Origin of the sequence: Micromonospora vinacea (genome assembly GCF_015751785.1) — a bacterium.
GTDB lineage: Bacteria > Actinomycetota > Actinomycetes > Mycobacteriales > Micromonosporaceae > Micromonospora > Micromonospora vinacea.
In genome coordinates, this window is record NZ_JADOTY010000001.1 from 415,690 (window position 1) to 440,462 (window position 24,773).

Consider the following 24,773-nt stretch of genomic DNA (forward strand, 5'->3'; position numbering starts at 1 on the left):
GTCAGTTGTCGGCCGGCGCGGTGGCGGCGCGGGCCACGCCGACCAGCCGGTCGGTCTCGGCGAGCAGGGCCTCGTCGTCCGCCGGAGTGCCGGGGTCGAGTCGGACCGTCCAGGTCAGACCGTCGACCCCGGCCACGCGGCGGGCCGCGACCCGCGCCGCGCCGCCGGGCACCGGCTGGTGCTCGGTGTACGCGACCGAGCGGGTCACCCGGGCCCGCACCTGGTGCGGCAACTCCCCCGGGTCGAGCAGCAGGTACGTTTCGGCCGGACCGTCGACGACCACCGTGTAGCCGTCCCGCTCGACGAGCTGCTCGGCGGGGGTGACTGTCAACTTCCGGCCGGACCAGACCGCCTTGAGGATGCTGTGCCACCCGAGCCGGTGCCCCCGACCGGGCAACCACAATCCGAGGTTGGTGGCGACCACCACCCCGTCGCCCTCGCCGTTGCCGGCGGCGGCCCAGGCCAACACCCGCTCGTCGGCGGTCAGCGGCGGCCGGTCGGCCGGCGGCAGCTTCGGCTTGCGGCTGAACAGTCCCATCTAGAGGCCTCCCGCGGCCTGCTCGCGCAGCGCCCGGGCGTGCTGCTCCAGGGACAGCAGCTCACCGAACGCGGCGAAGTACTCGTCCTTGTTGTTGACCGGGTTGATCCGCTGGATGCGTGACTTGAGGTCCCGGACCCGGGCGGTCACCGACCCGAACTGCACCCGCGCCATGGTGATCGACACGTAGCGCGGGTCCGGTTCGCCGTCGATCCGCAGTGGTTCGACGGCCAGCTCGCCGACAAGCGCCGCAGCCGCCAGGTCGTCGCAGGCGTCGCGGACCGACTCGATCCAGACCGCGCCGCCGGTCGCCGACGCGGCGCCACCGGCCACCGCGATGGCGGTACGCACCGCGACGTGCACCGGGTGGCGGTATTCGGTGGCCTCGACAGCGTCGAACATCGGCCCGGCCAGAACGGGTTGCTGGAGGGCGAGTTTGAGCGCTTCCCGCTCGACCATCGACTGCGGGCTGTCCACCGCAGGCTCAGGGCGGGCCGAGGTCGGCCGGGCGGCGGGGGCGGCGTCGCGGGTGCCGGGCGGCGCGGTGTTGCCGGCGGCGAGCACCGCCCGCTGCACCGGCTCGATCTCCATGCCGAGGTCCATGGCGAGCTTGCGGACGTACTCGGGGCGCTTTTCCCGGTCCTTGAGTCGCGCGACCAGGGGGGCGGCGTGGCGCATCGCCTCGACCCGGCCGTCGACGGTGTCCAGGTCGAAACGGCTGATCACGTGCCGCAGCGCGAAGTCGACAAGCGGCTCGCGGCGGGCGACCAGGTCACGCACCGCCAGGTCACCCTTGGCCAGCCGCAGGTCGCACGGGTCCATGTTGTCCGGGCTGACCGCGATGAACGTACGCCCGACGAAGCGCTGGTCGTCTTCGAAGGCGCGCAGCGCGGCCTTCTGCCCGGCGGCGTCACCGTCGAAGGTGAAGATGATCTCGCCGGCCACCTCGTCGCTGTCGAACAGGAGCCGACGCAGGACGGAGATGTGGTCCGCGGCGAAGGCGGTGCCGCAGGTCGCCACGGCCGTGGTCACCCCGGCGAGGTGGCAGGCCATCACGTCGGTGTAACCCTCGACGATCACCGCCCGCCCCTGCTTGGCGATCTCCCGCTTGGCCTGGTCGATGCCGTAGAGCACGTGCGACTTCTTGTAGATCGGCGTCTCGGGGGTGTTCAGGTACTTCGGGCCGTCGTCGTCGTCGAAGAGCTTGCGCGCGCCGAAGCCGATCACGTCGCCGGCGAGGTCGCGGATCGGCCAGAGCAGCCGGCGGCGGAACCGGTCGATCAGGGAGCCCGAACGGGCCTCCCGGGACAGCCCGGCGGTGACCAGCTCCTGGTGGGTGAAGCCCTGCTGGCGTAGGTGCTTGGTGAGCAGGTCCCAACCCTCCGGCGCGAACCCACAGCCGTAGCGCTCGGCGGCGGCCCTGTCGAAACCCCGTCGCGCCAGGAACTCCCGTGCCGGCCGGGCGCCGGCGGTGCTCAGTTGCGCGCGGTAGAACTCGACGGCGGCGGCGTGCGCGGCGACCAGGCGCTGCCGCTGACCCTGCTGCGGGCGCGGGCGCGGGGTGCCCTTGTCGTCCTCGATGTAACGCAGTTGGATGCCGGCGCGGCCGGCCAGCTGCTCGACGGACTCCACGAAGCTGAGGTGGTCGGCGTCCATCAGGAACTTGATCGCGTCCCCGCCGGCCCCACAGCCGAAGCAGTACCAGACGTTGCGGGCCGGGGACACGTTGAACGACGGACTTTTCTCGTCGTGGAACGGGCACAGGCCCTTGAGGTTGCCGCCGCCGGCGGACTTCAGGGTGACGGTCTCGGAGATCACATCCCCGATCGAGGTGCGTTCCCGGACCAGTGCGATGTCCTCGTCCCGGATCCGCCCAGCCATGCGCCACCCCCTCGCCGTACATCCTGCCCTGCCGGACCGACGACACGCCGGCCGGGGGACGCCGGTGTGGCGGCGGCCGCTGCCGGCTGGGCGGTTCCGGCCCGCAGGCCGGGTCCGCACGGGGACCATGACCAGATGCGCCGGGTACGGACCGAAGCCCCCCGCCTGCCGAGATGGCTGGCCGCTCGGATGGGGCTACCCGGGCAGACCCCGCAGACGGACGAGGCCGGCCACCGGCACGCCACCTGGCTGGAGCTCTTCCTCGACCTCATCTTCGTGTACGCCCTCGCCGCGGTGGTGGCCCGGTTGGGCAACGAACCGGCCCCGTCGCCAAAGGCCGTGCTGGCCGTGATCGGGCTCTTCGTGGTGATCCAGTGGGCCTGGATGGGGCAGGTCTACTACGACACCCGGTTCGATCCGGACGACGCGCTGCACCGGCTGCTGGTGCTTGTCGCGTTGGTCGGAGCGGGCGCGATGACCCTCGGAGTCGACGAGGTCCCGGAGAGCGTGCTGCTGCCGGTCGGCTACCTGATCGTGCGGGGTGTGCTGCTCCTGCTGTACCTGCGGGCCTGGCCGACCAGCCCGAGCGCCCGAATGGTGACGACTGTCTATCTGATCGGCTTCGGGTCGGGCTGGTTGATCTGGCTGGGGTCGCTGACCGTTTCCGCCGAACTACGCCCGGTCCTGTGGATCGTCGCGATGGTCATCGAACTGGCCACGCCCTGGGCCGGGGTGCGCTGGCTCAACCGCTGGCCGGTGGACAACCGGCACCTGCCGGAACGGATCGGCCAGTTCACCATCATCGTGCTGGGTAGCGCGCTGGCCAGCCTGCTCTTCGCGGTGCCGGACCACCCCCCACCCCACATGATCCTCACCGCCGCGATGGCGTTCCTCATCCCGGCGGCGGTCTGGTGGGTCTACACCACCTTCGTCACCACCCGGCTGACCCAGAGCCGGCTGCGCGGCGGGCAGGCGTACACCTACCTGCACATTCCGCTCGGCGGTGCGCTGTTGCTGCTCGGCTGGGCGCTCGGGCAGGTGGTCCGGCTGGTCGACGACGACGCGAACCAGCTGCCGCTGGAGCTGCGGCTGCTGCTGGGCGCCTCGATGGTGGTGTGGACGGCCTGCGGGCTCGCCCTGTACTGGTTGTGGACCCGACCGAGCGCCGCCCGGTTGGCGATCGCCGCCTACGGGGTGGTCTCGGTCAGCCTGATCACCGCGACGGTGCACCAGCCCAGGGTGATGCTGTCGCTGCTCTCCCTGGCCGTCGTCGGGTACGCCGTACTGCTCAGCCGGCGCCTCGCCCGGGCCGGTAAGGAGATGAACACCCCCGAGGGGTGAGCGGCGCTCAGGCCGCCGCGGCGGGCTCCGGAATGGCCGTCTCCTCGGCCGCCACCTGCTGGTTCCAGTCGGCCTTGGTGGAGCGCCAACCCTCGTCGTCCATGCCGCGCCGCCAGTAGCCGGAGATGGAGAGCCGGTCGAGGGGTAGGCCCCGCTCGCCGCGCAGCAGCCGGCGCAGGTCCCGGACGAACGCTGCCTCGCCGTGCACGAACGCGTGCACCTGGCCGGCTGGGAACTCCAACGCCCGCACCGCCGCGACCAGCGCCTCGCCCACCGGGCGTTCGCCACGGTGCAGCCAGGTCAGCTCGACCGCCCCGGGGCTGAGCAGCTTCTGCTCCTCCGCCGGGTCGGCGATCTCCACGAAGACGTGGGCCGGGGCACCCAACGGCAGACGCTCGAGGGCGGCGGCGATCGCCGGCAGGGCGCTCTCGTCACCGACCAGCAGATGCCAGTCCGCGTCCGGGTTCGGGGCGTACGCGCCGCCGGGGCCGACGAAGTGCACCGGATCCCCCGGGCGCAACGCGGCGGCCCACGGACCGGCCAAACCCTCGTCGCCGTGGTACACCACGTCGACGGTCAACTCCCCGGCCAGCGGATCCCAGCGCCGCACCGTGTACGCGCGCAGCCGGGGCCACTGCTCCCGGGGCAGGTCCCGGCGGATCGCGGCGAGGTCCAACGGCTGCGGGTACGCGACGTTCGGCTGCGGGAACACGACCTTGATGTAGTGGTCGGTGAACTCGCCCACCGGCAGGCCGACCAGTTCGTCCCCACCGAGGACGAGCCGGATCAGGTGCGGGGTGGGCCGCTCGGTGCGCAGCACCCGGGCCGAGGTGACGTTCCTGGGGCGTTCCGTCATGCCAGTTAGGTTAGCCTAAGCTGGCTCGTGGTCAATCGGCGGCGTGCCTCCCCCGACCAGGCGGGTGTGCCAACTCACCGCCGCCGGGTCGGTGAGCGAGGCGACCTGGTCGATCACCACCCGCAGCCGGGCCGCGTCATCCGGTGCGGCCCGCCACAGCGGGGCGAAGACCGGGTCGAGCCCCTCCGGGGCACGCCGGACCAGCGCGGCGACCAACTCCGCCAGCATCGTCCGCTGCCGCTCGTAGCGGCCCCGAAAGCCACTGCGACGCATCACGTACCGAAGCGCGATGCCCTTGAGCACTGCACACTGCGCCCGGACCAGTCGGGGCACCACCAGATCGGCGGCGTAGCGGCGGTGCGGGCCCGGACCGAAGCGCTCCTCAGTGGCCGCCACCGCCGCTGACACGAACAGCCCGGTCACCCCGCTGGTGGTGGCCTTCAACGCGACCTGGGCGCGATGGCTACCGTCGTACCCGGCGAACGGGGCGAGCAGCGGACCGGCCAGCAGATCGACAAGCACCTCGGCCAGGTCCGCCGCGGACTCACCGGAGTAGGCGGCGGCCACGTCGGCGCAGAGCGCGGCCCGCTCGTCGGCGTCGGTGAGCAGGGGATGCAACGTGACGTAGCCACCGTGGATGCCGTCCTCCACGTCGTGCACCGAGTACGCGACGTCGTCGGCCCAGTCCATCACCTGGGCCTCCAGGCAGCGCCGGTCGCCGGGCGCGCCGACCCGGATCCAGTCGAAGACGGCAGCGTCGTCGGCGTACACCCCGAACTTGCGCTCCCCCGGCCGGCGCGGCCAGGGGTACTTGCCGATCGCGTCGAGCGACGCCCGGGTCAGGTTCAGCCCGGCGGACGAGCCGTCCGGGGCGAGCACCTTCGCCTCCAGCCGGGTCAACACCCGCAGCGTCTGCGCGTTGCCCTCGAAGCCACCGCACGGCGTGGCGAGCAGGTCCAGCGCGGCCTCGCCGTTGTGCCCGAACGGTGGGTGCCCGAGGTCGTGCGCGAGCCCCGCGACGTCCACCACGTCCGGGTCACAGCCCAGCCGGGCACCCATCTCCCGGGCGATCTGCGCCACCTCCAACGAGTGCGTCAGCCGCGTACGAAGGAAGTCGTCAGTCCCGGCGGTGTGCACCTGGGTCTTGGCGGCCAACCGGCGAAACGCCGCCGAGTGCAGCACCCGGGCCCGGTCGCGCTCGTACGGCGACCGGCGGTGCCCGGTGTCCTTGGGCGGCTCCTCGACCAACCGCGCGTCCGGCTCACTCCTCGCGTTCACGGAGCCGCCACAGCTCTCGACTGCGGGGCTCGCAAGACCGGCTCACTCCTCGCGTTCACGGAGAACGCAGAACTCGTTGCCCTCGGGGTCGGACAGCACCGTCCAGTCGACCTCGCCCTGACCGATGTCGACGTGCCGGGCGCCCATGTCGACCAGGCGCTCGACCTCGGCCTCCTGGTTGGCGGGGCGCAGGTCGAGGTGCAGCCGGTTCTTCCGCTCCTTGCCCTCGGCCACCGGGCCGAAGAACAGGGCGGGCGACTGGTCCGGGGACTGCCGGATCTCCACGCCGCTCGGAGTCTCGGTGACGACCTGATAGCCGAGCGCCTCGGCCCACCAACGGGCCAGTCGGGCCGGGTCGCGGGCGTCGACAGTCAGGCTCTCCCAGACACTGGTCATGCAGTCACCTCTTCCCGTTCGACGCGGCGCCCAATCGGCCGTGTACGAGCGAGCCAAGATTACGCCCGCCACAGTTGCTCGACCCGCTCACGACGCATCGACGAAGGGCACACAACCACCGATTGGCCCCCAGTTGCCAACCGATCGCCGAGGGTTACGGGCTCGCGGCTGGAAGTCGCCGCCGGTAGCGTTCCCAGCGCGGAACGTGACCATCCGACTGACACGAAGAGCCGACCGGTGAGGGGTGACGCTCGTGGACGCAGACACGGTGATGGGAACGGAGCTACGCGGGCTGCGCCAGCGCCGGCCCGACATCGCCGGCACGGTGCTCGCGGGCACTGACGGCCTGCTCATCTCCAGCGACCTGCCCAGCACCGACGCCACCCATCTCGCCGCGCTCGCCGCCGCGAGTTTCGGGCTCGGTCACCGGGTGGCCGACACCGTCCGGCAGGGTGAGTTCCGGGAATCGGTCGTGTGCACCACCGCCGGCTGCGTGGTGACCTACCCGGCCGGGCGCAACGCCCTGTTGACCCTCGTCACCGTGTCAGGTGCGGGCGACCTGGAGGCGCTGCACGAGGAGGCGCGGGCGGTGGCCCGCCGGGCGGGCTCGTTCCTTGACGTTCGCGGCGGCGGCATCGGCGCGACCTCCGTGCCGGACGCGCACGCCCCGCTGGCCACGCGTACCCCGATGGCGACCCTGCCGACGCAGTTGCGCCGCGCGGCCCGACCCACCTGGCGTCGTCCGCCGATCTGAGACGCCGGCGGCGGCCGGATGACCGGGCCGCCGCCGACGTGCGTCAGCGGCTGTCCGACCCGCCGCTCTCCACGACCGCCCGACCGGCCTCCAGCCGGGCCACCGGCACCCGGAACGGCGAGCAGGACACGTAGTCCAGGCCGACCTCGTGGAAGAAGTGCACCGAGTCGGGGTCGCCACCGTGCTCACCGCAGATGCCGAGCTTCAGCCCGGGTCGGGCCGCCCGGCCCTCCTCGGCGGCGATCCGCACCAGCCGGCCGACGCCGTCGCGGTCGATCGACTCGAACGGCGAGATGCCGAAGATGCCCAGCTCCAGGTAGCGCCAGAAGAATGCGCCCTCGACGTCGTCCCGGGAGAAGCCCCAACCCATCTGGGTCAGGTCGTTGGTGCCGAAGGAGAAGAACTCGGCGGCCTCGGCGATCTGCCCGGCGGTCAGCGCCGCCCGGGGCACCTCGATCATGGTGCCGATCAGCACCTCGACGCCGCTGTCCCCGACCACCTCGGCGATGATCTTCTCGGCCTCGGCGCGGACCGTCTCCAACTCCTGCACGGCGCCGACCAGCGGCACCATGATCTCCGGCTTGGCCACGCCCCCGTTACGGGCACAACTGACCGCCGCCTCGGCGATGGCCCGGACCTGCATCGCGAACAGGCCGGGGATGACCAGGCCGAGGCGTACACCCCGCAGCCCGAGCATCGGGTTCTCCTCGTGCATCCGCCGCACGGCGGCGAGCAGCGCCTCCTCCTTGGCCACGTCCTCGCCGCGTTCCTGGGCGACCGCCACGTTGACGGCGAGCTGCTCCAACGGCGGCAGGAACTCGTGCAACGGCGGGTCGATGAGCCGGACGGTGACCGGCAGGCCGTCCATCTCGCGGAAGATCTCCTCGAAGTCGGCCCGCTGCAACGGCAGCAGCGCCGCCAGCGCCGCCTCCCGCTCGCCCGGGGCCCGGGCCAGGATCAGCCGCTCGACCAGCTCCCGCCGGTCGCCGAGGAACATGTGCTCGGTGCGGCACAGCCCGATGCCCTCGGCGCCGAAGCGCCGGGCCCGGGCGGCGTCCGCGCCGGTGTCGGCGTTCGTGCGGACCGCGAGCCTCCGCTTGCCGTCGGCGTGCGTCATGATCCGGTGTACGGCCCGGACCAGCGCGTTGTCGATGTGCTCGGGGTCGAGGCTGCCCTCGAAGTACTGCACGACCTCGGAGGGCATGACCGGCACCTCACCGAGGTAGACCTTGCCGGTGGTGCCGTCGATGGACACGACGTCGCCCTCGTTGACGGTCTGCCCGGCGACGGTGAACCGCTTCGCCGGCACGTTCACCTCGATCTCGTCGGCACCGGAGACGCAGGTCTTGCCCATGCCCCGGGCCACCACCGCGGCGTGGCTGGTCTTGCCGCCGCGCGAGGTCAGGATGCCCTGCGCGGCGATCATGCCGTTCAGGTCGTCCGGGTTGGTCTCCCGACGCACCAGGATCACCGACTCACCCTCGGCGGCCAGCTCGACGGCCCGGGCGGAGGTGAAGACCACCTTCCCGGACGCCGCGCCGGGCGAGGCGCCGATGCCCTTGGCGACCGGTTGGAACTCGTGGTCGAGCTGGAAACGCGGGAACATCAGCTGGGCCAGTTGCGCGCCGTTGACCCTGTGCAGCGCCTCGTCCAGGTCGATCAGGCCCTCGTCGACGAGTTGCCCGGCGATGACGAACGCGGCGGCGGCGGTGCGCTTGCCGACCCGGGTCTGCAACATCCACAGCTTGCCGCGTTCGATGGTGAACTCGATGTCGCACAGGTCCTTGTAGTGCTCCTCCAGCCGGGCCATGATGCCGAGCAGCTCGTCGTAGGAGGACTTGTCGAGCTGCTCCAACTCCTGCAACGGCACTGTGTTGCGGATGCCGGCGACCACGTCCTCGCCCTGGGCGTTGGCCAGGTAGTCGCCGTAGATGCCCTGCGCGCCGCTGGCCGGGTCGCGGGTGAACGCGACCCCGGTGCCGGAGTCGGGCCCGAGGTTGCCGAAGACCATGGTCACCACGTTGACAGCGGTGCCGAGGTCGGCCGGGATGCGCTCCTGGCGGCGGTAGAGCACCGCGCGCTCGGCGTTCCACGACTCGAAGACCGCCCGGATGGCCAGGTCGAGCTGTTCGCGTGGCTGCTGCGGGAACTCCCGACCGGTGTGCTTCAGGAAGATCTTCTTGTACGCGTCGACAAGCCCGCGCAGGTCGTCGGCGTCCAGATCCAGGTCGTTGTGGGTGCCCTTGGCGCGCTTGGCCTCGTCGAGCGCGTGCTCGAACTCCTCGCCCGGCACCTCGCAGACGGTCTTGCCGAACATCTGGATGAGCCGCCGGTAGGAGTCCCAGGCGAACCTGTCGTTGCCTCCCGCCTGCGCGGAGAGCCCGACGACGCTCTGGTCGTTGAGACCCACGTTGAGGACGGTCTCCATCATGCCGGGCATGGAGAACTTGGCACCGGAGCGGACGGAGACCAGCAGTGGGTCCTGCGGGTCGCCGAGGCGCTTGCCCATCGCGCGCTCCAGCGATTCCAGGTGCGCCTCGATCTGACCGGCGAGCCCGTCCGGCTCCCGTCCGGTCGCGAGGTACGCCTGGCACGCCTCGGTCGTGATGGTGAAGCCGGGCGGGACGGGCAGACCCAGGTTGGTCATCTCGGCGAGGTTCGCCCCCTTGCCGCCGAGCAGTTCCTTGAGCTCCTTGTTGCCTTCGGAGAAGTCGTAGACGTACTTGTGATCGACGGTCTCTTGCGCTGCCACCAGAGCCTCCACAACACACGCGCCGGATTGACACTTAACGAAGGTTCAGTTTTCTTCTTCCCCGGGACGGACCGCCGGTAATCCCGGGGTCAACGTCGATCGGTGGGCGAAGGTTAAGCGAACATCGAGTGACCTGGGACCGTTCGGTGACAATTGGCACAGCCATCACGACTATCCGTGTTCGTACCGGTTTTTGGGAACGCTTCCATGCGCACCATCACGCATCCCGGCTGAGCGTCGTACGCTTGACGCCACGCCAGCCGGTGAACCTCACTTTTGCCATAACCGACGCGAATACACCCCCGGAGTCGCCGCCGTGTCGACCACCTCCTCCCCCGGCCCCACCGCCGTCCCCGCGCCGCTGTCGGCGGTGGAACCGGACGCGGCCACGCTGGCCCGCACGGCCGAGCAGACCGCGGGCGCATTGCTCACCCCGGCGCCCCCGCACCGGCTGACCGACGTCGTCCCCGCCCCGCTCCAGGTCCAGCCGGACCCGACCGCCGACTGGGTCCTCCCGGCTGACGCGGTCATCGTGGCCAGCCCCGACCCCGCCGCGCTGGCCGTCGCCGAGCAGCTCGCCCACCTCCTGCGCCCGGCCACCGGCTACCCGCTGCCGGTCACCGACGCCACCACGCCGGAGGCCGCCGGTGGCATCGCGCTGGTGCTCGACGACAGCGCCGACCTCGGCGCGGAGGCCTACCGCCTCGACATCGCCACTAGCGGGGTACGCGTCACCGCCGCCACCAGCGCCGGCCTCTTCTACGGCGTCCAGACGCTCCGTCAGCTCCTACCGGCGGCGATCGAGAGCCCCGACCCGGTCACCGAACGCTGGGCGCTGCCCGGCGGGACCATCACCGACGCACCCCGCTTCCCCTACCGGGGCGCGATGCTCGACGTGGCGCGGCACTTCTTCGCCGTCGAGGACGTGCTGCGGGTGGTCGACCACCTGGCCCGTTACAAGCTCAACCACCTGCACCTGCACCTCACCGACGACCAGGGCTGGCGGATCACCGTCGACTCCTGGCCGAAGCTGACCACCGTCGGCGGGACGACCGAGGTCGGCGGCGGCCCCGGCGGGCACTACACGAAGGCCGACTACGCGCGGATCGTCTCCTACGCCGCCGCCCGCCACATCACCGTCGTACCGGAGATCGACCTCCCGGGGCACACCAACTCGGCGCTTGTCGCGTACCCGGAGCTGGCACCGGACAAGACGGCGCCGCCGCCGTACACCGGCACCGAGGTCGGCTTCAGCTACGTCGACCCAACCGACGAGCGGACGTACGACTTCGTGGCCGACGTGTTGGGCGAGGTGGCCGCTCTCACCCCCGGCCCCTGGCTGCACATCGGCGGCGACGAGGCGTTCAAGGTGAAGGGCGAGGTCTACACCGGTTTCGTCGAGCGGGTCCAGCGCATCGTGGCCGACCTCGGCAAGACCGTCATCGGCTGGCACCAGCTCGCACCCGCCGCCCACCTCGACGGGCGGGCGCTGCAGTGGTGGGGCACGAACGGCGAAGACCCCACCACCGTCGACGCCGTACGACGGGGCGCCCGGCTGATCGTCTCCCCCGGCAACCACGCCTACCTGGACATGAAGTACGCCCCGGACACCCCGATCGGGCACGACTGGGCCGGCCTCATCGACGTACGAAAGGCCTACGACTGGGATCCGGGTACACACGTCGTCGGTGTACCCGCCGAGGCTGTGCTCGGTGTGGAGGCCCCGCTCTGGACCGAATCGGTCACCTCGCTGGCCGACATCGAACTCCTGCTCCTGCCCCGCCTCCCGGCCATCGCCGAACTGGGCTGGTCACCCCGGGCAAGCCACGACTGGGCCAGCTTCCGCGACCGCCTGGCCGGCCAGGGCCCGCGCTGGACGACGGCCGGCATCACCTTCCACCGCGCGCCCGAGATCCCCTGGTCGACCACGCCGACCATCCCCACGCAGCGCAACGTTCCCCAACCCGACACCGCCACCCACCTGACCCCCGAGTAGAGCGGTCCACCCGGCCCCTGCCCACGGGCTCCGGGCCGGTCGGGGTGCCCGAACGGGGCAGACCGCCGTGATCCACTCGGGTTTCATGAAGTCGGGGTATCCCCGGCACTGGGACACCGCGATTTCCGTGAGCCCGAGTCGATCAGGTCATTCTGGTCGCCGGTGTCCGGTTGTCAGGTGGGTGGATCGTCCGGTTTGGCCCGGGATGCCGGGTGGTCGGGGCCACACCGGCGGTGGAATCGGGGGCCGGCCGGGGTCGTTATACCTGGCATGCCACCGCGACCATCGAGTCGTGGGGCGCGGCAGCCGCCGGGAACACCCTGCCGGCCGCCCCGGTTACATCCCCCGCAACGCCCGAGCAGGTCCCCCCGGGATCGCCGACGTTGCCGTGAACTTCCCCCGCACGACCACACCCCCGGAGGTTGTGTGTGGGCACCCCCGATGCAGAGGAGCACGCCATCATGCGTACCGATCTGATCCGTAAGACCGCCCTGACCGCCGCCGGCCTCGCGTTCACCGGAGGCGCCATCGCCGGCCCCGTCACCACCGCCTTCGCCGCCCCCACCACCGGCAAGCCGGCCACCCAGACCCAGACCGACCGCAAGGGCCACGGCGAGCGCGAGTTGGGTGTGCGCTACGAGGCGCAGCCGAACTTCTACTACTGCGGGCCCGCCGCCACGCGTAACGCCCTGTCCGTGCAGGGTAAGGACATCAACGTCGATGACATGGCCAAGGAGATGGGCACCACCGAGGCCGGCACCAACTCCATCAACGACATCACCCCCGTGCTGAACAAGGAAACCGGCAAGAACGACGCCTACCGGTCGGTCGAGATCAGCACCCCCGACGCCAACACCAAGCAGACCGACACGCTGCGCGCCGACATCGTCAAGACCGTCGACGACGGCCGGGCCGTGGTCGCCAACATCGCCGGCACCAGCACCGACACCGACGGCGGCGTGCACTCCTACGAGGGCGGGCACTACATCAGCGTCGTCGGCTACCGCGACAACGGCAACACGGTGAAGATCGCCGACTCCGCCGACCCGAACACCGCCTCCTACTGGATCAGCGTCGAGCACCTCGCGGACTGGATCGCCACCCGCGGCTACGCCACCAGCTGACCCACCGCACCACGACGAAGGGCCGGACCCCACCACGGGGTCCGGCCCTTCGGCATGACCGGGTCACTGTCCACAGCACAGAAGGCCCACCCCACTGACCGCGTCACGGGCCCTTTGGAGCTGATGTCGTAAACGAATCAGGGCCGGGCCGAGCCGAGCCGAGGCCGAGCCGAGCCGAGCCGAGCCGAGGCCGAGCCGAGCCGAGGCCGAGCCGAGCCGAGGCCGAGCCGAGCCGAGGCCGAGCCGAGCCGAGGCCGAGCCGAGCCGAGCCGAGCCGAGCCGAGCCGAGCCGAGGCCGAGCCGAGCCGAGCCGAGGCCGAGCCGAGCCGAGCCGAGGCCGAGCCGAGCCGAGGCCGAGCCGAGCCGAGCCGAGCCGAGCCGAGGCCGAGCGGGTGATTCGTTCACGACATCAGCTCGAAAGGGCCTCGAACTCAGATGCCCAGCCTCCGCGCCGAGGCCGCGTTCGGAAGGGACGTTCGCGGGGCGTCTCTGCTCGACGGGCCGACGGCTCAGCCGCCGGAGTCGTCCATCTCGGCGCCCTCGGGGACCGTGTCGTCGTCCCGGCTGGCCAGCCAGCCCTCAGGCAGGAAGACCTTGCCGGGTGAGTTCGTACGCCCGCGCGGCTGCCCGAGGGCGGTCACCGGGAACGGTTCCGCCGGGTCGAGCTTGCCGAGCAGGTCGTCGAGCTGGGCCAGGCTTTCGATCATCGCCAGCGAGCGACGCAGCTCGCCGCCGACCGGGAAGCCCTTGAGATACCAGGCGACATGCTTGCGGAAGTCGGTGCAACCGTCCCGTTCACCTCGGGCCGGGTTGCGGGCGCCGGCCGAGAACTGGTCGACAAGCAGCTCGGCGTGCCGGCGCATGGTCACCGCCACCTCGCCGAGGGTGGGCAGCCGTCGCTCCGACCGACCGTTGAAGGCGGCCTCCAGGTCGGCGAAGAGCCACGGCCGGCCCAGGCAGCCGCGCCCGATGACCACGCCGTCGACGCCGGTGTGGGCAACCATGCGCAGCGCGTCGTCGGCCTCCCAGATGTCGCCGTTGCCGAGCACCGGCACGTCGAGGGCCTGCTTCAGCGTGGCGATCGCGTCCCAGTCGGCGGTGCCCGAGTAACGCTGCGACGCCGTCCGCCCGTGCAGGGCCACCGCGGCCACGCCGGCCTCCTGGGCGGCGAGCCCGGCTTCGACGTACGTCAGGTGGTCGTCGTCGATGCCCTTGCGCATCTTGACAGTGACCGGCACGCCGGACGGTGACGCGGCAGCCACCGCGGCCCGCACGAGCCGCGCGAAGAGCCGGCGCCGCCACGGTAGCGCCGCGCCGCCGCCACGCCGGGTGACCTTGGGTACGGGGCAGCCGAAGTTGAGGTCGATGTGATCGGCCAGGTTGCGCTCGACGACGATCCGCACGGCGGCGGCGGTGATCTCCGGATCGGTGCCGTAGAGCTGGAGGCTGCGGGGCTTCTCGTCGTCGCCGAACGCGATCATGCGCAGTGTCTTCGGGTTGCGCTCGACCAGCGCCCGAGTGGTGATCATCTCGCAGACGTAGATGCCGCCGCCCTGCTCGCGGCAGAGCCGACGGAACCCGATGTTGGTGATTCCGGCCATCGGCGCGAGGACGACCGGCGGCCACACCTGGTGCTGGCCGAGAGTCAGCGGGCGCAGCGCGGGCACGGTCGAGGCAGTCACCGGACAAGTGTACGGGGCCCCGACCGGCGCTTATCGCGTCGGCCGAGGCCCCGTGCGCAGAGTCTCAGCAGCCGGGGAGACGCTCGATCAGGTAGCGCTCGACCTGGTCCAGGGAGACGCGCTCCTGGGCCATGGTGTCCCGGTTGCGCACCGTCACCGCGTTGTCGTCCAGGGTGTCGAAGTCGACAGTCACGCAGAACGGGGTGCCGATCTCGTCCTGCCGGCGGTAGCGACGCCCGATCGCCTGCGAGTCGTCGAACTCCACCACCCAGCGCTTGCGCAGCAGCGTCGCGAGGTCCTTGGCCTTGGGCGACAGCGCCTCGTTGCGGGACAGCGGCAGCACCGCCACCTTGACCGGGGCGAGCCGCGGGTCGAACCGCATGACGGTGCGCTTGTCCACGCCGCCCTTGGTGTTCGGCGCCTCGTCCTCGTCGTACGCCTCCAGCAGGAAGGCGAGCACCGCGCGGGTCAGACCCGCGGCCGGCTCGATGACGTACGGCATCCAGCGCTCACTCTTGCTCTGGTCGAAGTACGACAGGTCGACGCCGGAGTGCTTGCTGTGCGTGGAGAGGTCGAAGTCGGTGCGGTTGGCGACACCCTCCAGCTCGGCGAACTCGGTGCCGCCGAACTGGAAGCGGTACTCGATGTCGACAGTCCGCTTCGAGTAGTGCGACAACTTCTCCTTGGGGTGCTCGAAGAGCCGCAGATTGTCCGCCGAGAGGCCGAGGTCGAGGTACCAGTTCCAGCGCTCCTGGAGCCAGTACTCGTGCCACTGCTCGTCGGTGCCCGGCTCGACGAAGAACTCCATCTCCATCTGCTCGAACTCGCGGGTCCGGAAGATGAAGTTGCCCGGGGTGATCTCGTTGCGGAACGACTTGCCGGTCTGCGCGATGCCGAACGGCGGCTTCTTACGGGCGACCGTCTCCACGTTCTTGTAGTTGACGAAGATGCCCTGCGCGGTCTCCGGGCGCAGGTAGTGCAGCCCTTCGTCGCTCTCCACCGGGCCCAGGTAGGTCTTCATCAGGCCGTTGAACATCTTCGGCTCGGTGAAGGTGCCCTTGTTGCCGCAGTTGGGGCAGTTCAGCTCCGCCAGGGAGGTCAGCGGCTTGCCGTGCTTCTCGGCGTACGCCTCTTCCAGGTGGTCCGCCCGGAACCGCTTGTGACAGAACTGGCACTCGGTGAGCGGGTCGACGAACTCGGCGATGTGACCGGACGCCTCCCACACCTTGCGGGCCAGGATCACCGCGGAGTCCAGGCCGACGACGTCGTCGCGCTGCTGGACCATGTTCTTCCACCACTGCCGGCGGACGTTCTCCTTGAGCTCCACGCCGAGCGGACCGTAGTCCCACGCCGATCGGGTGCCTCCGTAGATCTCACTGGAGGGGAAGACGAAGCCTCGGCGCTTGGCGAGGCTGACGACGGCGTCGATACGGTCGGCTGGCATGTTTCCTCCTACGCCGGCTGGCGGTCGGCGGGGGCGAGATGGATGGAACGGTCGGTTCGGGACAACGGTACGACCACCGTCCCCCCGAGCCCAGCAGAATACCGGTGGCGGGTCAGTTGACCTCGCAGACCTCCACGCCCCCGGTCTGCCCGTCCTGGCCGAGGCTGACCTGCTGCCGCTCCCGGTCACCGCCGTCGAGGGTCACGTCGACCGGCACGGTCAGGTAGGTCTGGTCCACCTCGCCCACCCGGAACGCGGTCACCTGCGGTTCGGCGGCGGCGCGTCGCTCGAACTCCGGTCGGGACTCACGCCGCTGCGCGTCGTCGCACAGCTGGTCGTACGCCCGCCCGTAGTTCCGCTCGACCAGCGCCTGGTAGTAGTCGCTGGTGACGGTGTGGGCCTGTTCCCGGATCGCCTGGACTCCGCTGACGGCCAGGCCGACGACGGCGGTGCCACCCCCGCCGCAGCAGAGCACCACGGCGAGCGCGCCGACGCCGAGGCCGATCCAGAGCCGGTTCCGGCGGCCCTCGGTGGGCGGCGCGGCGAACGGCGGAGCCACCCCGGGACCGGGTGGCGGGGCGGGTGCGGTCATAGGAGCAGCGTAGTGTCCGGCGGCTCAGCGGTAAGGACCCGCAGCCCGATCACTCTCGGCGACGACCACGGCCCCGCCGGGGGCGGCGGTGGCCAGCGCCTCGTAGGCGGAGGGTTCGTCGACGGACTCCGCGAGCAACGGCACGGCGCTGACCTTGACCTCGAAGGCGCCCAGCGCCCGCCGGTACGTGCCGACCGACTCCCATTCGGTGACCAGTGACCAGTGCCGGGGGTCGTCGAGCGCCCGGACCAGTTGACCGCGCAGGTAGCCGGGTCGGGCGGCCAGCGCGGTGAGGGCGGCGTGCGCCCGTTCGGTGAAGCCGTCGGCGGCATCGACGTCGACCACGAACCGGTTGGTCACCAGCACCGGGGGTTCCTCCTCGTAGAGTCTGTGGGATGCAGCGTACGCAGCGCCCTCTGCTCGCCCGGTTGGCCGGGGCGAACCCGACGTCGGTGTTCCTGCTCACCCTGGTGGTGGTGCTGGTGGCGTTCTTCACCCCCGGGGTGATCGGCGGGCTGTTGACGCTCGCGCTCGCCGGGGTCCTGATCGCCCTGTTGGCGACGACCTGGGCGGTTCAGGCGCCGCAGACCCGGCTGATCCGACTGGTGATGCTGACCCTGCTGGTGACGGTGGGCCTCGCGAAGCTCCTCTGACATGCAATCATGCGTTTTTGACAATCATTATCGTTGCCACGGACAGTTGATGACATGACCAACCGCGCCACGTACCGTGTCCTGGCCGCCACGACCGCACTCCTCGCCCTGGGCGCCGGGGCCGGCTGCTCCACCGGAGGCGCCGCCGGCGCCGACCCTCAGCGAGTCGACGTGGTGGCCGCGTTCTACCCCCTCCAGTTCCTGGCCGAACGGATCGGCGGCGACGCGGTCCGGGTGACCAACCTGGCCAAGCCCGGCGCCGAGCCGCACGACCTGGAACTCAACCCGAGCCAGGTCGGTCAGGTCAGCGACGCGGAGCTGATCGTCTACCTCAAGGGGTTCCAGCCGGCGGTGGACGACGCAGTGGCCCAGAACGGCGGCGACCGGGCGTTCGACGTGACCACCGTGCAGCCGCTGTTGGACGCGTCGGCCGGCGGGCACGACCACGAGGGCGAGGAGGGGCACGCCGAGGAGAGCGGCGGCAAGGACCCGCACGTCTGGCTCGACCCGAGCCGGCTGGCCGGCATCGGCGACCAGCTCGCCCAGCGGCTCGGCAAGGCCGACCCGGACCACGCCGCGGACTACACCGCCCGGGCGACCGCCCTGCGCGCCGACCTGACGACCCTTGACGGCGAGTTCAAGAACGGTCTGGCGACCTGCCAGCGGCGGGAGATCGTGACCAGCCACGCCGCGTTCGGCTACCTCGCCGACCGGTACCAGCTCGACCAGGTCGGCATCACCGGGCTGAGCCCGGACGTCGAGCCCTCGCCGCAGCGCCTCGCGCACGTGATCGAGGAGGCGAAGGAGCACCAGGCCAGCACGATCTTCTTCGAGACCCTGGTCAGCCCGAAGGTGGCCGAGACCATCGCCGGTCAGGTCGGCGCGAAGACCGCAGTGCTCGACCCGATCGAAGGGCTCGCCGCCGGCAGCAACGGGGACTACCTTTCGGTGATGCGCACCAACCTGCGGACCCTGCAGACGGCCTTGAGCTGCTCGTGACCTCACCTGTCATCACCGTCGAGCACGGGGTGGTCGGCTACGACGGCCGCCCCGTGCTCCGGGACATCTCGCTCACCGTCACCGCCGGCGAGGTGGTCGCGATCCTCGGCGCCAACGGCTCCGGCAAGTCCACCCTGATCCGCGCCGTGCTCGGGCTGGTGCCGATCAGCGCCGGCTCGGTCACCCTCTTCGACCGGCCGTTGCGCCGTTTCCGGCAGTGGGCGCGCATCGGGTACGTCCCGCAGCGCCTGGGCGCCGGCGGCGGCGTGCCGGCCACCGTCCGCGAGGTGGTGGCCTCCGGCCGGCTGGCCCGTCGGGGGGTGCTGCGTCCGCCCGGTCGGGCCGACCGGTCCGCCGTCGACGACGCGCTGCGCGCCGTCGGGCTCGCCGACCGGGCCGGTGACCCGGTGTCCACGCTCTCCGGCGGCCAGCAGCAGCGCACCCTGATCGCCCGCGCCCTGGCCGGCCAGCCCGAACTGCTGGTCCTCGACGAGCCCACCGCCGGGGTGGACGCGGCCAGCCAGGAGGCGTTCGCCGGCGCGCTGCGCGACTTCGTCGCCGACGGCGGAACGGTGCTGCTGGTCGCCCACGAACTGGGCCCGCTGCGACCGGTGATCAGCCGGGCTGTCGTCGTCCACGAGGGTCGCATCGCGCACGACGGCGCGGTGCCGGACCCGGCCGGCCATCACGCGGAGCCCGACCACGACCACGTGCACCCGCACTGCTACGACGAGCCCGCCGGGCTGTGGAGCAACTGACAGATGGAACTCTTCCAGTACCCCTACATGCAGCGCGCCCTGATCGGCGCGCTGGTGATCGGCCTGGCCGCGCCGGCGCTCGGCATCTACCTGGTGCAGCGCCGGCTGGCGTTGATCGGCGACGGGGTGGGGCACGTGGCGCTGACCGGTGTCGGGGCGGGGCTGCTGCTCAACCGCTCGCCGGTGCTGGTCGCGGTGATCGCCGCCACCCTCGGCGCGATCGCCATCGAGGTCGTCCGTGCCCGTGGGCGTACCTCCGGTGACCTGGCCCTGGCCCTGCTCTTCTACGGCGGCATCGCCGGTGGCGTACTCCTGGTCGGCCTCTCCGACGCGACCAGCGCGAACCTCAACGCCTACCTGTTCGGGTCGCTGACCACCATCTCGCCCGCCGACCTGACCACCATCGCGGTGCTCGGCGCGGCGATCCTGGTCACGATGATCGCGTTGCGGCCGGCGCTCTTCGCAGTCAGCCACGACGAGGAGTACGCCCGGGTCTCCGGCCTGCCGGTCCGCACCCTGAACCTGCTGATCGCGGTCGCCACCGCGGTCACCGTGACCATCGCCATGCGGGCCGTCGGAGTGCTGCTGATCAGCGCGTTGATGGTGGTGCCGGTCGCCACCGCCCAGCAGGTCACCCGGGGCTTCCGCAGCACGATGGCCGCCGCCATGGCGCTCGGGCTCTTCGCCGCCGGCTCGGGTGTCTGGGTGGCGGCCACGGCGGACACCGCGCCGGGCGCCTCGGTGGTGCTGGTGGCGATCGCCTCGTTCCTGGTGGTGGCCGTGACCGGGGCGGTCTGGCGGGTCGTACGCCGCCGGACGACGCCGACCGCCGCGCCGGCACCGGAACCGCACGAGGTCGTGCTGAGCTGAGCCTGATCAGCGGGACGTCGGTGGTATTGGTTACCGTTGCGGAATGACCAGCGCGACAGGCTACGACGGGTTCGACGGGGCCAGCGAGTTGCTCCGCGCCCTGTCCGCGCCCATCCGGCTGGCGATCGTCAGTGAGCTGGCCGGCGGCGAGCGGTGCGTGCACGAGTTGGTGGAGAAGCTCGGCGCGGCGCAACCACTGGTCTCCCAGCACCTGCGGGTGCTGCGCGGGGCGGGCGTGGTGCGCGGCTCCCGTCGAGGCCGGGAGATCGCCTACAGCCTGGTCGACGAGCACGTCGCGCACATCGTGGCGGACGCGGTCAGTCACGCCGGGGAGGGATCATGAGCGAGAGCAGCGCCGCGGTGCGCAACACCCGGCAGCGTTCGGCGGTAAGCGCGCTGCTGGGCGAGATGGAGGGCTTCCACAGCGCCCAGGACCTGCACGCGATGCTGCGGCAGCGCGGCGAGCGGGTCGGCCTGACCACCGTCTACCGCACCCTCCAGGGGCTCGCCGACGCCGGTGAGATCGACGTGATGCGTCCGCCGGGCGGCGAGCACCTCTACCGCCGGTGCAGCGAGGGGCACCACCATCACCTGGTCTGCCGGGTGTGTGGGCGTACGGTCGAGGTGGCCGGCCCCGCCGTGGAGAGCTGGGCCGACCGGGTCGCCGCGCAGCACGGCTACGCCGACGTCAGCCACACCCTGGAGATCTTCGGCACCTGCCCGACCTGCGTCCGCTGACCCGGCGCACGGCCCTCGTCCAACGCGACTGGTCCAACAGAACGCCCGATCCCCGTTGCTGACCACGCGCCGCGCAGCCCTGACACGCGAAGGTCCTCGCCCCAGAATGCCAGGGACCGCTCTGCCTGCGTTTACACGCCGAAGCGTCGCATTACATTGCTGTGCTTCAATCTGATCCCATGGGATCCGCCGGCCTTGAAGTGGCACGTTGTTGCGAATTTCCGGTAACGATCGGCAGGCGGGCGAGCTGCAGCGCCCCGGCGAGCCAGGCATTGAGAATTGGGTGCCTGCCGTAGGAGCGGCACTCGTACTCTCTCTGGGTGAGCGAGAGCAATGACTACGTGAGGCTGCGAGAAACTTTCAACGAGGACGCTGAACGGTATGACCGTGCGCGGCCCCGGTACCCGGCACAGATGTTCGATGATCTCGCTGCGGCCGGCGTAGCGCCCGATGCAAGGGTGTTGGAGATCGGCTGTGGCACCGGACAGGCGACCGTGCCGCTGGCGGAACGGGGCTACCGGATCGTGGCCGTCGAGTTGGGCGCAGACATGGCTGCTGTGGCTCGGCGAAACCTTGCCGGCTCCGACTCGGTGGAGGTGGTGACGGCAGCGTTCGAGGAGTGGCCCTTGCCTGCGGAACCGTTCGACGTGGTCCTCTCCGCGACGGCGTTTCACTGGATCGATCCGGCCGTGCGGGTGTCGAAGTCTGCTGACGCCTTGCGTCTCGGTGGTCTGCTGGCCACCGTGGGAACCCACCACATCGCCGGTGGCACCTGGACCGAGGCGTTCTTCGTTGAGATTCAGAAGCTTTACGAGCGCTTCGATCCGTCGACCCCACCGGGCCTGCGTCTTGAAGGTGCTCCAGACATTCCGGAGGACGATCGGGAGCTGACCTCGTCGGAGCGGTTCGGGCCTGCGAGCTTCTACCGATACGAGTGGGAGTTGCCGTACTCGACAGCGGACTACCTGGATCTGCTGTTGACCTACTCCGGCCACCGTGCCTTGCCGGACGCGCAGCAGAGCGCATTGCTGAACTCCATCGCGCGGCTCATCGACGTCAACTACGGGGGCCAAGTCGTCAAGCGCTACCTGACTGAGCTGAGGCTCGCCGAACGTGTCCGGTGAATCGCTTCCATCGGTAGCGGTCGTCGGATTCACCAGAGTGCACGTGCATTCGGCCAAGTCCTGGTTGAACGGCGACGGGTGCCCCGCCGCGTCCGTTCGTGGCACGCTGGCCGACGTGAAAATCTATGCCGATCGGTTCCCGACCGCCGCCCGTCAGTTGCTCACCGATCTGCTCGTCGTCGCCTGGGTGTACGTGGCGATCCGCGGCGCGCTGTGGCTGCACGACCTGGTGCAGAAGCTCGCCGTGCCGGGGCAGAAGTTGGAGGGCGCCGGCAGCGGGCTCGCCGACAACCTGGGCGACGCCGGCAGCAAGGTCGGCCGGGTGCCACTGGTCGGCGACGAACTCACCGCACCGTTCCAGCGCGCCGCCGACGCCGCCCGATCGCTCGCCGACGCCGGCCGCGACCAGCAGCAACTGGTCGACCAGCTCGCCCTGGCCCTCGCCATCGCGGTGCTGATCTTCCCACTCGGCATCGTGCTGTTCGGCTGGCTGCCGCTGCGGGTCCGCTGGATGCGCCGGGCCGGATCGGCGACGAAGCTGGCTGCCGGGCCAGCCGGCCGGGACCTGCTCGCCCTGCGCGCGCTGGCCACCCAGCCACTGGGCAAACTGACCCGGATCGGTCCGGACGTCGCCGAGGCGTGGCGGCGCGGCGACGACGCGACAGTCGACGCCCTGGCCGCCCTGGAGCTGCGCCAACTCGGCCTCCGCGGCCGGGGCCGCTAAGGTCGTCGGGTGTTCTACTTCCTTGTCGTCATCGCCGTCCTGCTGCTCGGCTACGCCGCCGTCCTGGTCTCCTTCGTACGCCGGGGCAAGAAGATCCCACCCGCGGCGTACCTGGCCCTGGCCGGGCTCAACGGTCTGATCCTGGCGGGAGTGCTGGCCTGGGCGGTCTCCCGCTGATCCGCATCAGCCCGCGCGGCGGGGTTTACGGCTTCGGGGGGATGCGGCGGCGGACGTCCTCGGCGGTGGACGGGCCGGGCGACCACTGGGCCACCCAGGGCAGTTCGTCGGACGGGGTGAGCACACCCTCCTCCAGGCCCGCGTAGCGGCCGGCGAGGATGCGCTTCGCGGCGGCGGTGTCGACCGAGTCGGTGTTGTCCCAGAGTGCGGCGAACAGGGCGTCCACCCGCACCCGCGCCTGCCGGCAGAACAGGTCGGCCAGCTCGACGTTCTCCGGGCGGCTGTCCCGTTCGGCGGTGGCCCGGACGCAGACCGCTGACATCGCGAACAACTCGGCCCCGATGTCCACCACCCGGCCGAGGAACGCCTGCTTCCGCTCCATCTTTCCCTGCCAGCGGGACATCGCGTAGAACGTCGACCGGGCCAGCTTGCGCGACGAGCGCTCCACCTGCCGCAGGTGCGCGGCGAGCGGGCCGAAGTCGGCGTACGCCGACGGGCTCTGCCCCCGGCCCACGGCCAGGGTGGGTAGCCACTTCGCGTAGAAGGCGCCCGCTCGCGCGCCGGCTCGGGCCTTGCGGCGCAGCCCCGCGTCCGGGTCGATGATGTCGCCGGCCACCGACAGGTGGGCGTCGACCGCCTCCCGCGCGATCAGCAGGTGCATGATCTCGGTGGAGCCCTCGAAGATCCGGTTGATCCGCAGGTCGCGCAGCATCTGCTCGACGGCAGCCGGGCGTTCGCCGCGGGCGGCCAGTGAGTCGGCCGTCTCGTAGCCTCGTCCGCCCCGGATCTGGATCAACTCGTCGGCGATCTTCCAGGCCATCTCGCTGGCGTACAGCTTGACCAGCGCCGCTTCGATCCGGATGTCGTTGCGGTCGTCGTCGGCGAGCAGGCAGCAGAGGTCGAGCATGGTTTCCATGCCGTACGTGGTGGCGGCGATGAAGGAGAGCTTCTGCGCGACCGCCTCGTGCTCGCCGACCGGCCGTCCCCACTGGACCCGGTCGGCGGCCCATCCCCGGGCCACGTTCAACGCCCACTTGCCGGCGCCCACGCACATGGCGGGCAGCGAGAGCCGGCCGGTGTTCAGAGTGGTCAGGGCGATCTTCAGCCCCTTGCCCTCGCCGCCGATGACGTTCTCGGCGGGGACGATCACGTCGTGGAACCGGGTCAGGCTGTTCTCCAGCCCGCGCAGGCCGATGAACTCGTTGCGCCGCTCGACGGTGATGCCGGGGCTGTCGCCGTCCACCACGAACGCGGTGATCCCGCCGCGACGTCCCTCCGTGGCGGGCACCCGGGCCATCACCACCAGCAGGGTGGCCACGATGCCGTTGGTGGCCCAGAGCTTCACCCCGTTGAGCCGGTAACCGGTGCCGTCCTCGGTGGGCTCGGCGATGGTGCCCAGCCGGGCCGGGTCGGAGCCGACGTCGGGCTCGGTGAGCAGGAACGCGGACACCTCGCCGGCGGCGAGCCGGGGCAGGAAGCGTTGCTTCTGCTCGGCGGTGCCGAACATCTTCAGCGGCTGTGGCACCCCGATCGACTGGTGCGCCGAGAGCAGCGCGCCGATGGCCGGGCTGACCGAGCCGGCGAGCATGAGCGCCCGGCAGTAGTGCAGGTTGCTCAGCCCGAGCCCGCCGTACTTCCGGTCGATCTTCATGCCGAACGCGCCGAGGTCGGCCAGGCCGTGGAACACCGAGTCGGGTATGGACGCGTCCCGTTCGATGGCCTCGCCATCCACCTCGGAGGTCAGGAAGGCGCGGAACCGAGCAAGGAACTCCCCCGCGCGCGCCACGTCGTCCGGATCGGATTGGGGCCACGGGTCGATGAGGTCGAGCCGGAACCGGCCGAGGAACAGCTCCTTGCCGAAGCTGGGCCGGTCCCAGGTGGACTCGCGGGCGGCCTCGGCGACCTGCCGGGCCTCCTTCTCGGTGACCTGCCCGGCTTCCGCGGGCAGCGGCGCGGCGGCACCGGCCGTGGTTTCGGAGTCGGGGCCGTCCGGTGCCGGTCGGCCGTCCTGCGTCGTGGTCACGGCTGCCCCCTCGAAGCTCGGTGCGGCTGCGTCGACGTGCGCGACTACCGCCACGCTACCCCCGGTTGTTACC

23 protein-coding genes and 1 pseudogene are annotated in these 24,773 nt (G+C 71.1%); 13 read left to right on the forward strand and 11 right to left on the reverse strand.

The features are described 5' to 3' along the window. Nucleotide 1: 1 nt before the first annotated feature. Complete coding sequence (locus IW249_RS01995; protein WP_196919239.1) at nucleotides 2-538, reverse strand: hypothetical protein; 537 nt, start codon at nucleotides 536-538, stop codon at nucleotides 2-4. Next, nucleotides 539-2,441 (reverse strand): annotated as a pseudogene (gene dnaG, locus IW249_RS02000) (DNA primase). 113 nt (nucleotides 2,442-2,554) lie between these two features. Between dnaG and IW249_RS02005 the strand changes: the two are divergent. After that, nucleotides 2,555-3,760 carry a low temperature requirement protein A gene (locus tag IW249_RS02005; RefSeq protein ID WP_196919241.1) on the forward strand — a complete coding sequence of 402 codons (1,206 nt, stop codon included), beginning with the start codon at nucleotides 2,555-2,557 and terminating at the stop codon, nucleotides 3,758-3,760. A gap of 7 nt (nucleotides 3,761-3,767) precedes the next feature. On the opposite strand, the gene IW249_RS02010 is transcribed toward IW249_RS02005, so the two are convergent. The 3 genes from IW249_RS02010 to IW249_RS02020 are packed head-to-tail and all read right to left on the reverse strand — an operon-like array spanning nucleotide 3,768 to nucleotide 6,290. Continuing rightward, the gene (locus tag IW249_RS02010) at nucleotides 3,768-4,616 is read right to left on the reverse strand and encodes a siderophore-interacting protein (RefSeq protein WP_196919242.1); all 849 of its coding nucleotides are present in this window, start codon (nucleotides 4,614-4,616) and stop codon (nucleotides 3,768-3,770) included. Nucleotides 4,617-4,631: 15 nt separating this feature from the next. Next, nucleotides 4,632-5,894, reverse strand: coding sequence for a deoxyguanosinetriphosphate triphosphohydrolase (locus tag IW249_RS02015; protein WP_196919243.1), 1,263 nt, complete (start codon nucleotides 5,892-5,894; stop codon nucleotides 4,632-4,634). Between the two features lie 42 nt (nucleotides 5,895-5,936). Then, on the reverse strand, nucleotides 5,937-6,290 hold the full coding sequence (locus IW249_RS02020; RefSeq protein ID WP_196919244.1) for a VOC family protein: 354 nt from the start codon (nucleotides 6,288-6,290) through the stop codon (nucleotides 5,937-5,939). A gap of 253 nt (nucleotides 6,291-6,543) precedes the next feature. Between IW249_RS02020 and IW249_RS02025 the strand changes: the two genes are divergently transcribed. After that, on the forward strand, nucleotides 6,544-7,044 hold the full coding sequence (locus IW249_RS02025) for a roadblock/LC7 domain-containing protein (protein ID WP_196919245.1): 501 nt from the start codon (nucleotides 6,544-6,546) through the stop codon (nucleotides 7,042-7,044). A gap of 43 nt (nucleotides 7,045-7,087) precedes the next feature. Here IW249_RS02025 and ppdK read toward each other — a convergent pair whose 3' ends face one another. After that, entirely contained in the window at nucleotides 7,088-9,796 is a 2,709-nt protein-coding gene (gene ppdK / locus IW249_RS02030) for a pyruvate, phosphate dikinase (protein ID WP_196919246.1), read from the reverse strand. Nucleotides 9,797-10,019: 223 nt separating this feature from the next. On the opposite strand from ppdK, the gene IW249_RS02035 reads away from it, so the two are divergent. After that, entirely contained in the window at nucleotides 10,020-11,792 is a 1,773-nt protein-coding gene (locus IW249_RS02035) for a beta-N-acetylhexosaminidase (RefSeq protein ID WP_196924591.1), read from the forward strand. A 461-nt stretch (nucleotides 11,793-12,253) separates the two neighbouring features. Beyond that, complete coding sequence (locus IW249_RS02040) at nucleotides 12,254-12,916, forward strand: C39 family peptidase (protein WP_196919247.1); 663 nt, start codon at nucleotides 12,254-12,256, stop codon at nucleotides 12,914-12,916. A gap of 509 nt (nucleotides 12,917-13,425) precedes the next feature. Here the strand turns inward: IW249_RS02040 and dusB are convergent. The 4 genes from dusB to IW249_RS02060 form a co-directional block, all read right to left on the reverse strand. Further along, complete coding sequence (dusB, locus tag IW249_RS02045; protein WP_196919248.1) at nucleotides 13,426-14,598, reverse strand: tRNA dihydrouridine synthase DusB; 1,173 nt, start codon at nucleotides 14,596-14,598, stop codon at nucleotides 13,426-13,428. A 64-nt stretch (nucleotides 14,599-14,662) separates the two neighbouring features. Further along, on the reverse strand, nucleotides 14,663-16,042 hold the full coding sequence (locus IW249_RS02050) for a glycine--tRNA ligase (protein WP_196919249.1): 1,380 nt from the start codon (nucleotides 16,040-16,042) through the stop codon (nucleotides 14,663-14,665). A 112-nt stretch (nucleotides 16,043-16,154) separates the two neighbouring features. Next, nucleotides 16,155-16,634, reverse strand: coding sequence for a hypothetical protein (locus tag IW249_RS02055; RefSeq protein WP_196919250.1), 480 nt, complete (start codon nucleotides 16,632-16,634; stop codon nucleotides 16,155-16,157). A gap of 24 nt (nucleotides 16,635-16,658) precedes the next feature. Continuing rightward, the gene (locus IW249_RS02060; RefSeq protein ID WP_112589142.1) at nucleotides 16,659-17,000 is read right to left on the reverse strand and encodes an antibiotic biosynthesis monooxygenase family protein; all 342 of its coding nucleotides are present in this window, start codon (nucleotides 16,998-17,000) and stop codon (nucleotides 16,659-16,661) included. Nucleotides 17,001-17,029: 29 nt separating this feature from the next. On the opposite strand from IW249_RS02060, the gene IW249_RS02065 reads away from it, so the two are divergent. The 9 genes from IW249_RS02065 to IW249_RS02105 all read left to right on the forward strand — a co-directional run bounded on the left by IW249_RS02065 (nucleotide 17,030) and on the right by IW249_RS02105 (nucleotide 22,677). Next, nucleotides 17,030-17,287, forward strand: coding sequence for a hypothetical protein (locus IW249_RS02065; RefSeq protein ID WP_030338196.1), 258 nt, complete (start codon nucleotides 17,030-17,032; stop codon nucleotides 17,285-17,287). Nucleotides 17,288-17,341: 54 nt separating this feature from the next. Beyond that, nucleotides 17,342-18,286 carry a metal ABC transporter substrate-binding protein gene (locus tag IW249_RS02070; protein ID WP_196919251.1) on the forward strand — a complete coding sequence of 315 codons (945 nt, stop codon included), beginning with the start codon at nucleotides 17,342-17,344 and terminating at the stop codon, nucleotides 18,284-18,286. Beyond that, complete coding sequence (locus tag IW249_RS02075; RefSeq protein WP_196919252.1) at nucleotides 18,283-19,044, forward strand: metal ABC transporter ATP-binding protein; 762 nt, start codon at nucleotides 18,283-18,285, stop codon at nucleotides 19,042-19,044. Before IW249_RS02070 ends, IW249_RS02075 begins: the two co-directional genes overlap by 4 nt. Before the next feature lie 3 nt (nucleotides 19,045-19,047). Then, nucleotides 19,048-19,914, forward strand: coding sequence for a metal ABC transporter permease (locus IW249_RS02080; RefSeq protein WP_196919253.1), 867 nt, complete (start codon nucleotides 19,048-19,050; stop codon nucleotides 19,912-19,914). A 43-nt stretch (nucleotides 19,915-19,957) separates the two neighbouring features. After that, nucleotides 19,958-20,257: an ArsR/SmtB family transcription factor gene (locus IW249_RS02085; protein ID WP_030338189.1), complete on the forward strand. Its 300-nt coding sequence runs from the start codon at nucleotides 19,958-19,960 to the stop codon at nucleotides 20,255-20,257. After that, entirely contained in the window at nucleotides 20,254-20,652 is a 399-nt protein-coding gene (locus tag IW249_RS02090) for a Fur family transcriptional regulator (RefSeq protein ID WP_145792480.1), read from the forward strand. Before IW249_RS02085 ends, IW249_RS02090 begins: the two co-directional genes overlap by 4 nt. 320 nt (nucleotides 20,653-20,972) lie before the next feature. Beyond that, complete coding sequence (locus IW249_RS02095) at nucleotides 20,973-21,776, forward strand: class I SAM-dependent methyltransferase (protein ID WP_196919254.1); 804 nt, start codon at nucleotides 20,973-20,975, stop codon at nucleotides 21,774-21,776. A gap of 115 nt (nucleotides 21,777-21,891) precedes the next feature. Then, nucleotides 21,892-22,500, forward strand: coding sequence for a hypothetical protein (locus IW249_RS02100; protein ID WP_196919255.1), 609 nt, complete (start codon nucleotides 21,892-21,894; stop codon nucleotides 22,498-22,500). A gap of 9 nt (nucleotides 22,501-22,509) precedes the next feature. Then, nucleotides 22,510-22,677: a hypothetical protein gene (locus tag IW249_RS02105; protein WP_167337361.1), complete on the forward strand. Its 168-nt coding sequence runs from the start codon at nucleotides 22,510-22,512 to the stop codon at nucleotides 22,675-22,677. 25 nt (nucleotides 22,678-22,702) lie between these two features. Here IW249_RS02105 and IW249_RS02110 read toward each other — a convergent pair whose 3' ends face one another. Next, on the reverse strand, nucleotides 22,703-24,700 hold the full coding sequence (locus tag IW249_RS02110; protein ID WP_196919256.1) for an acyl-CoA dehydrogenase family protein: 1,998 nt from the start codon (nucleotides 24,698-24,700) through the stop codon (nucleotides 22,703-22,705). Nucleotides 24,701-24,773 lie beyond the last annotated feature (73 nt).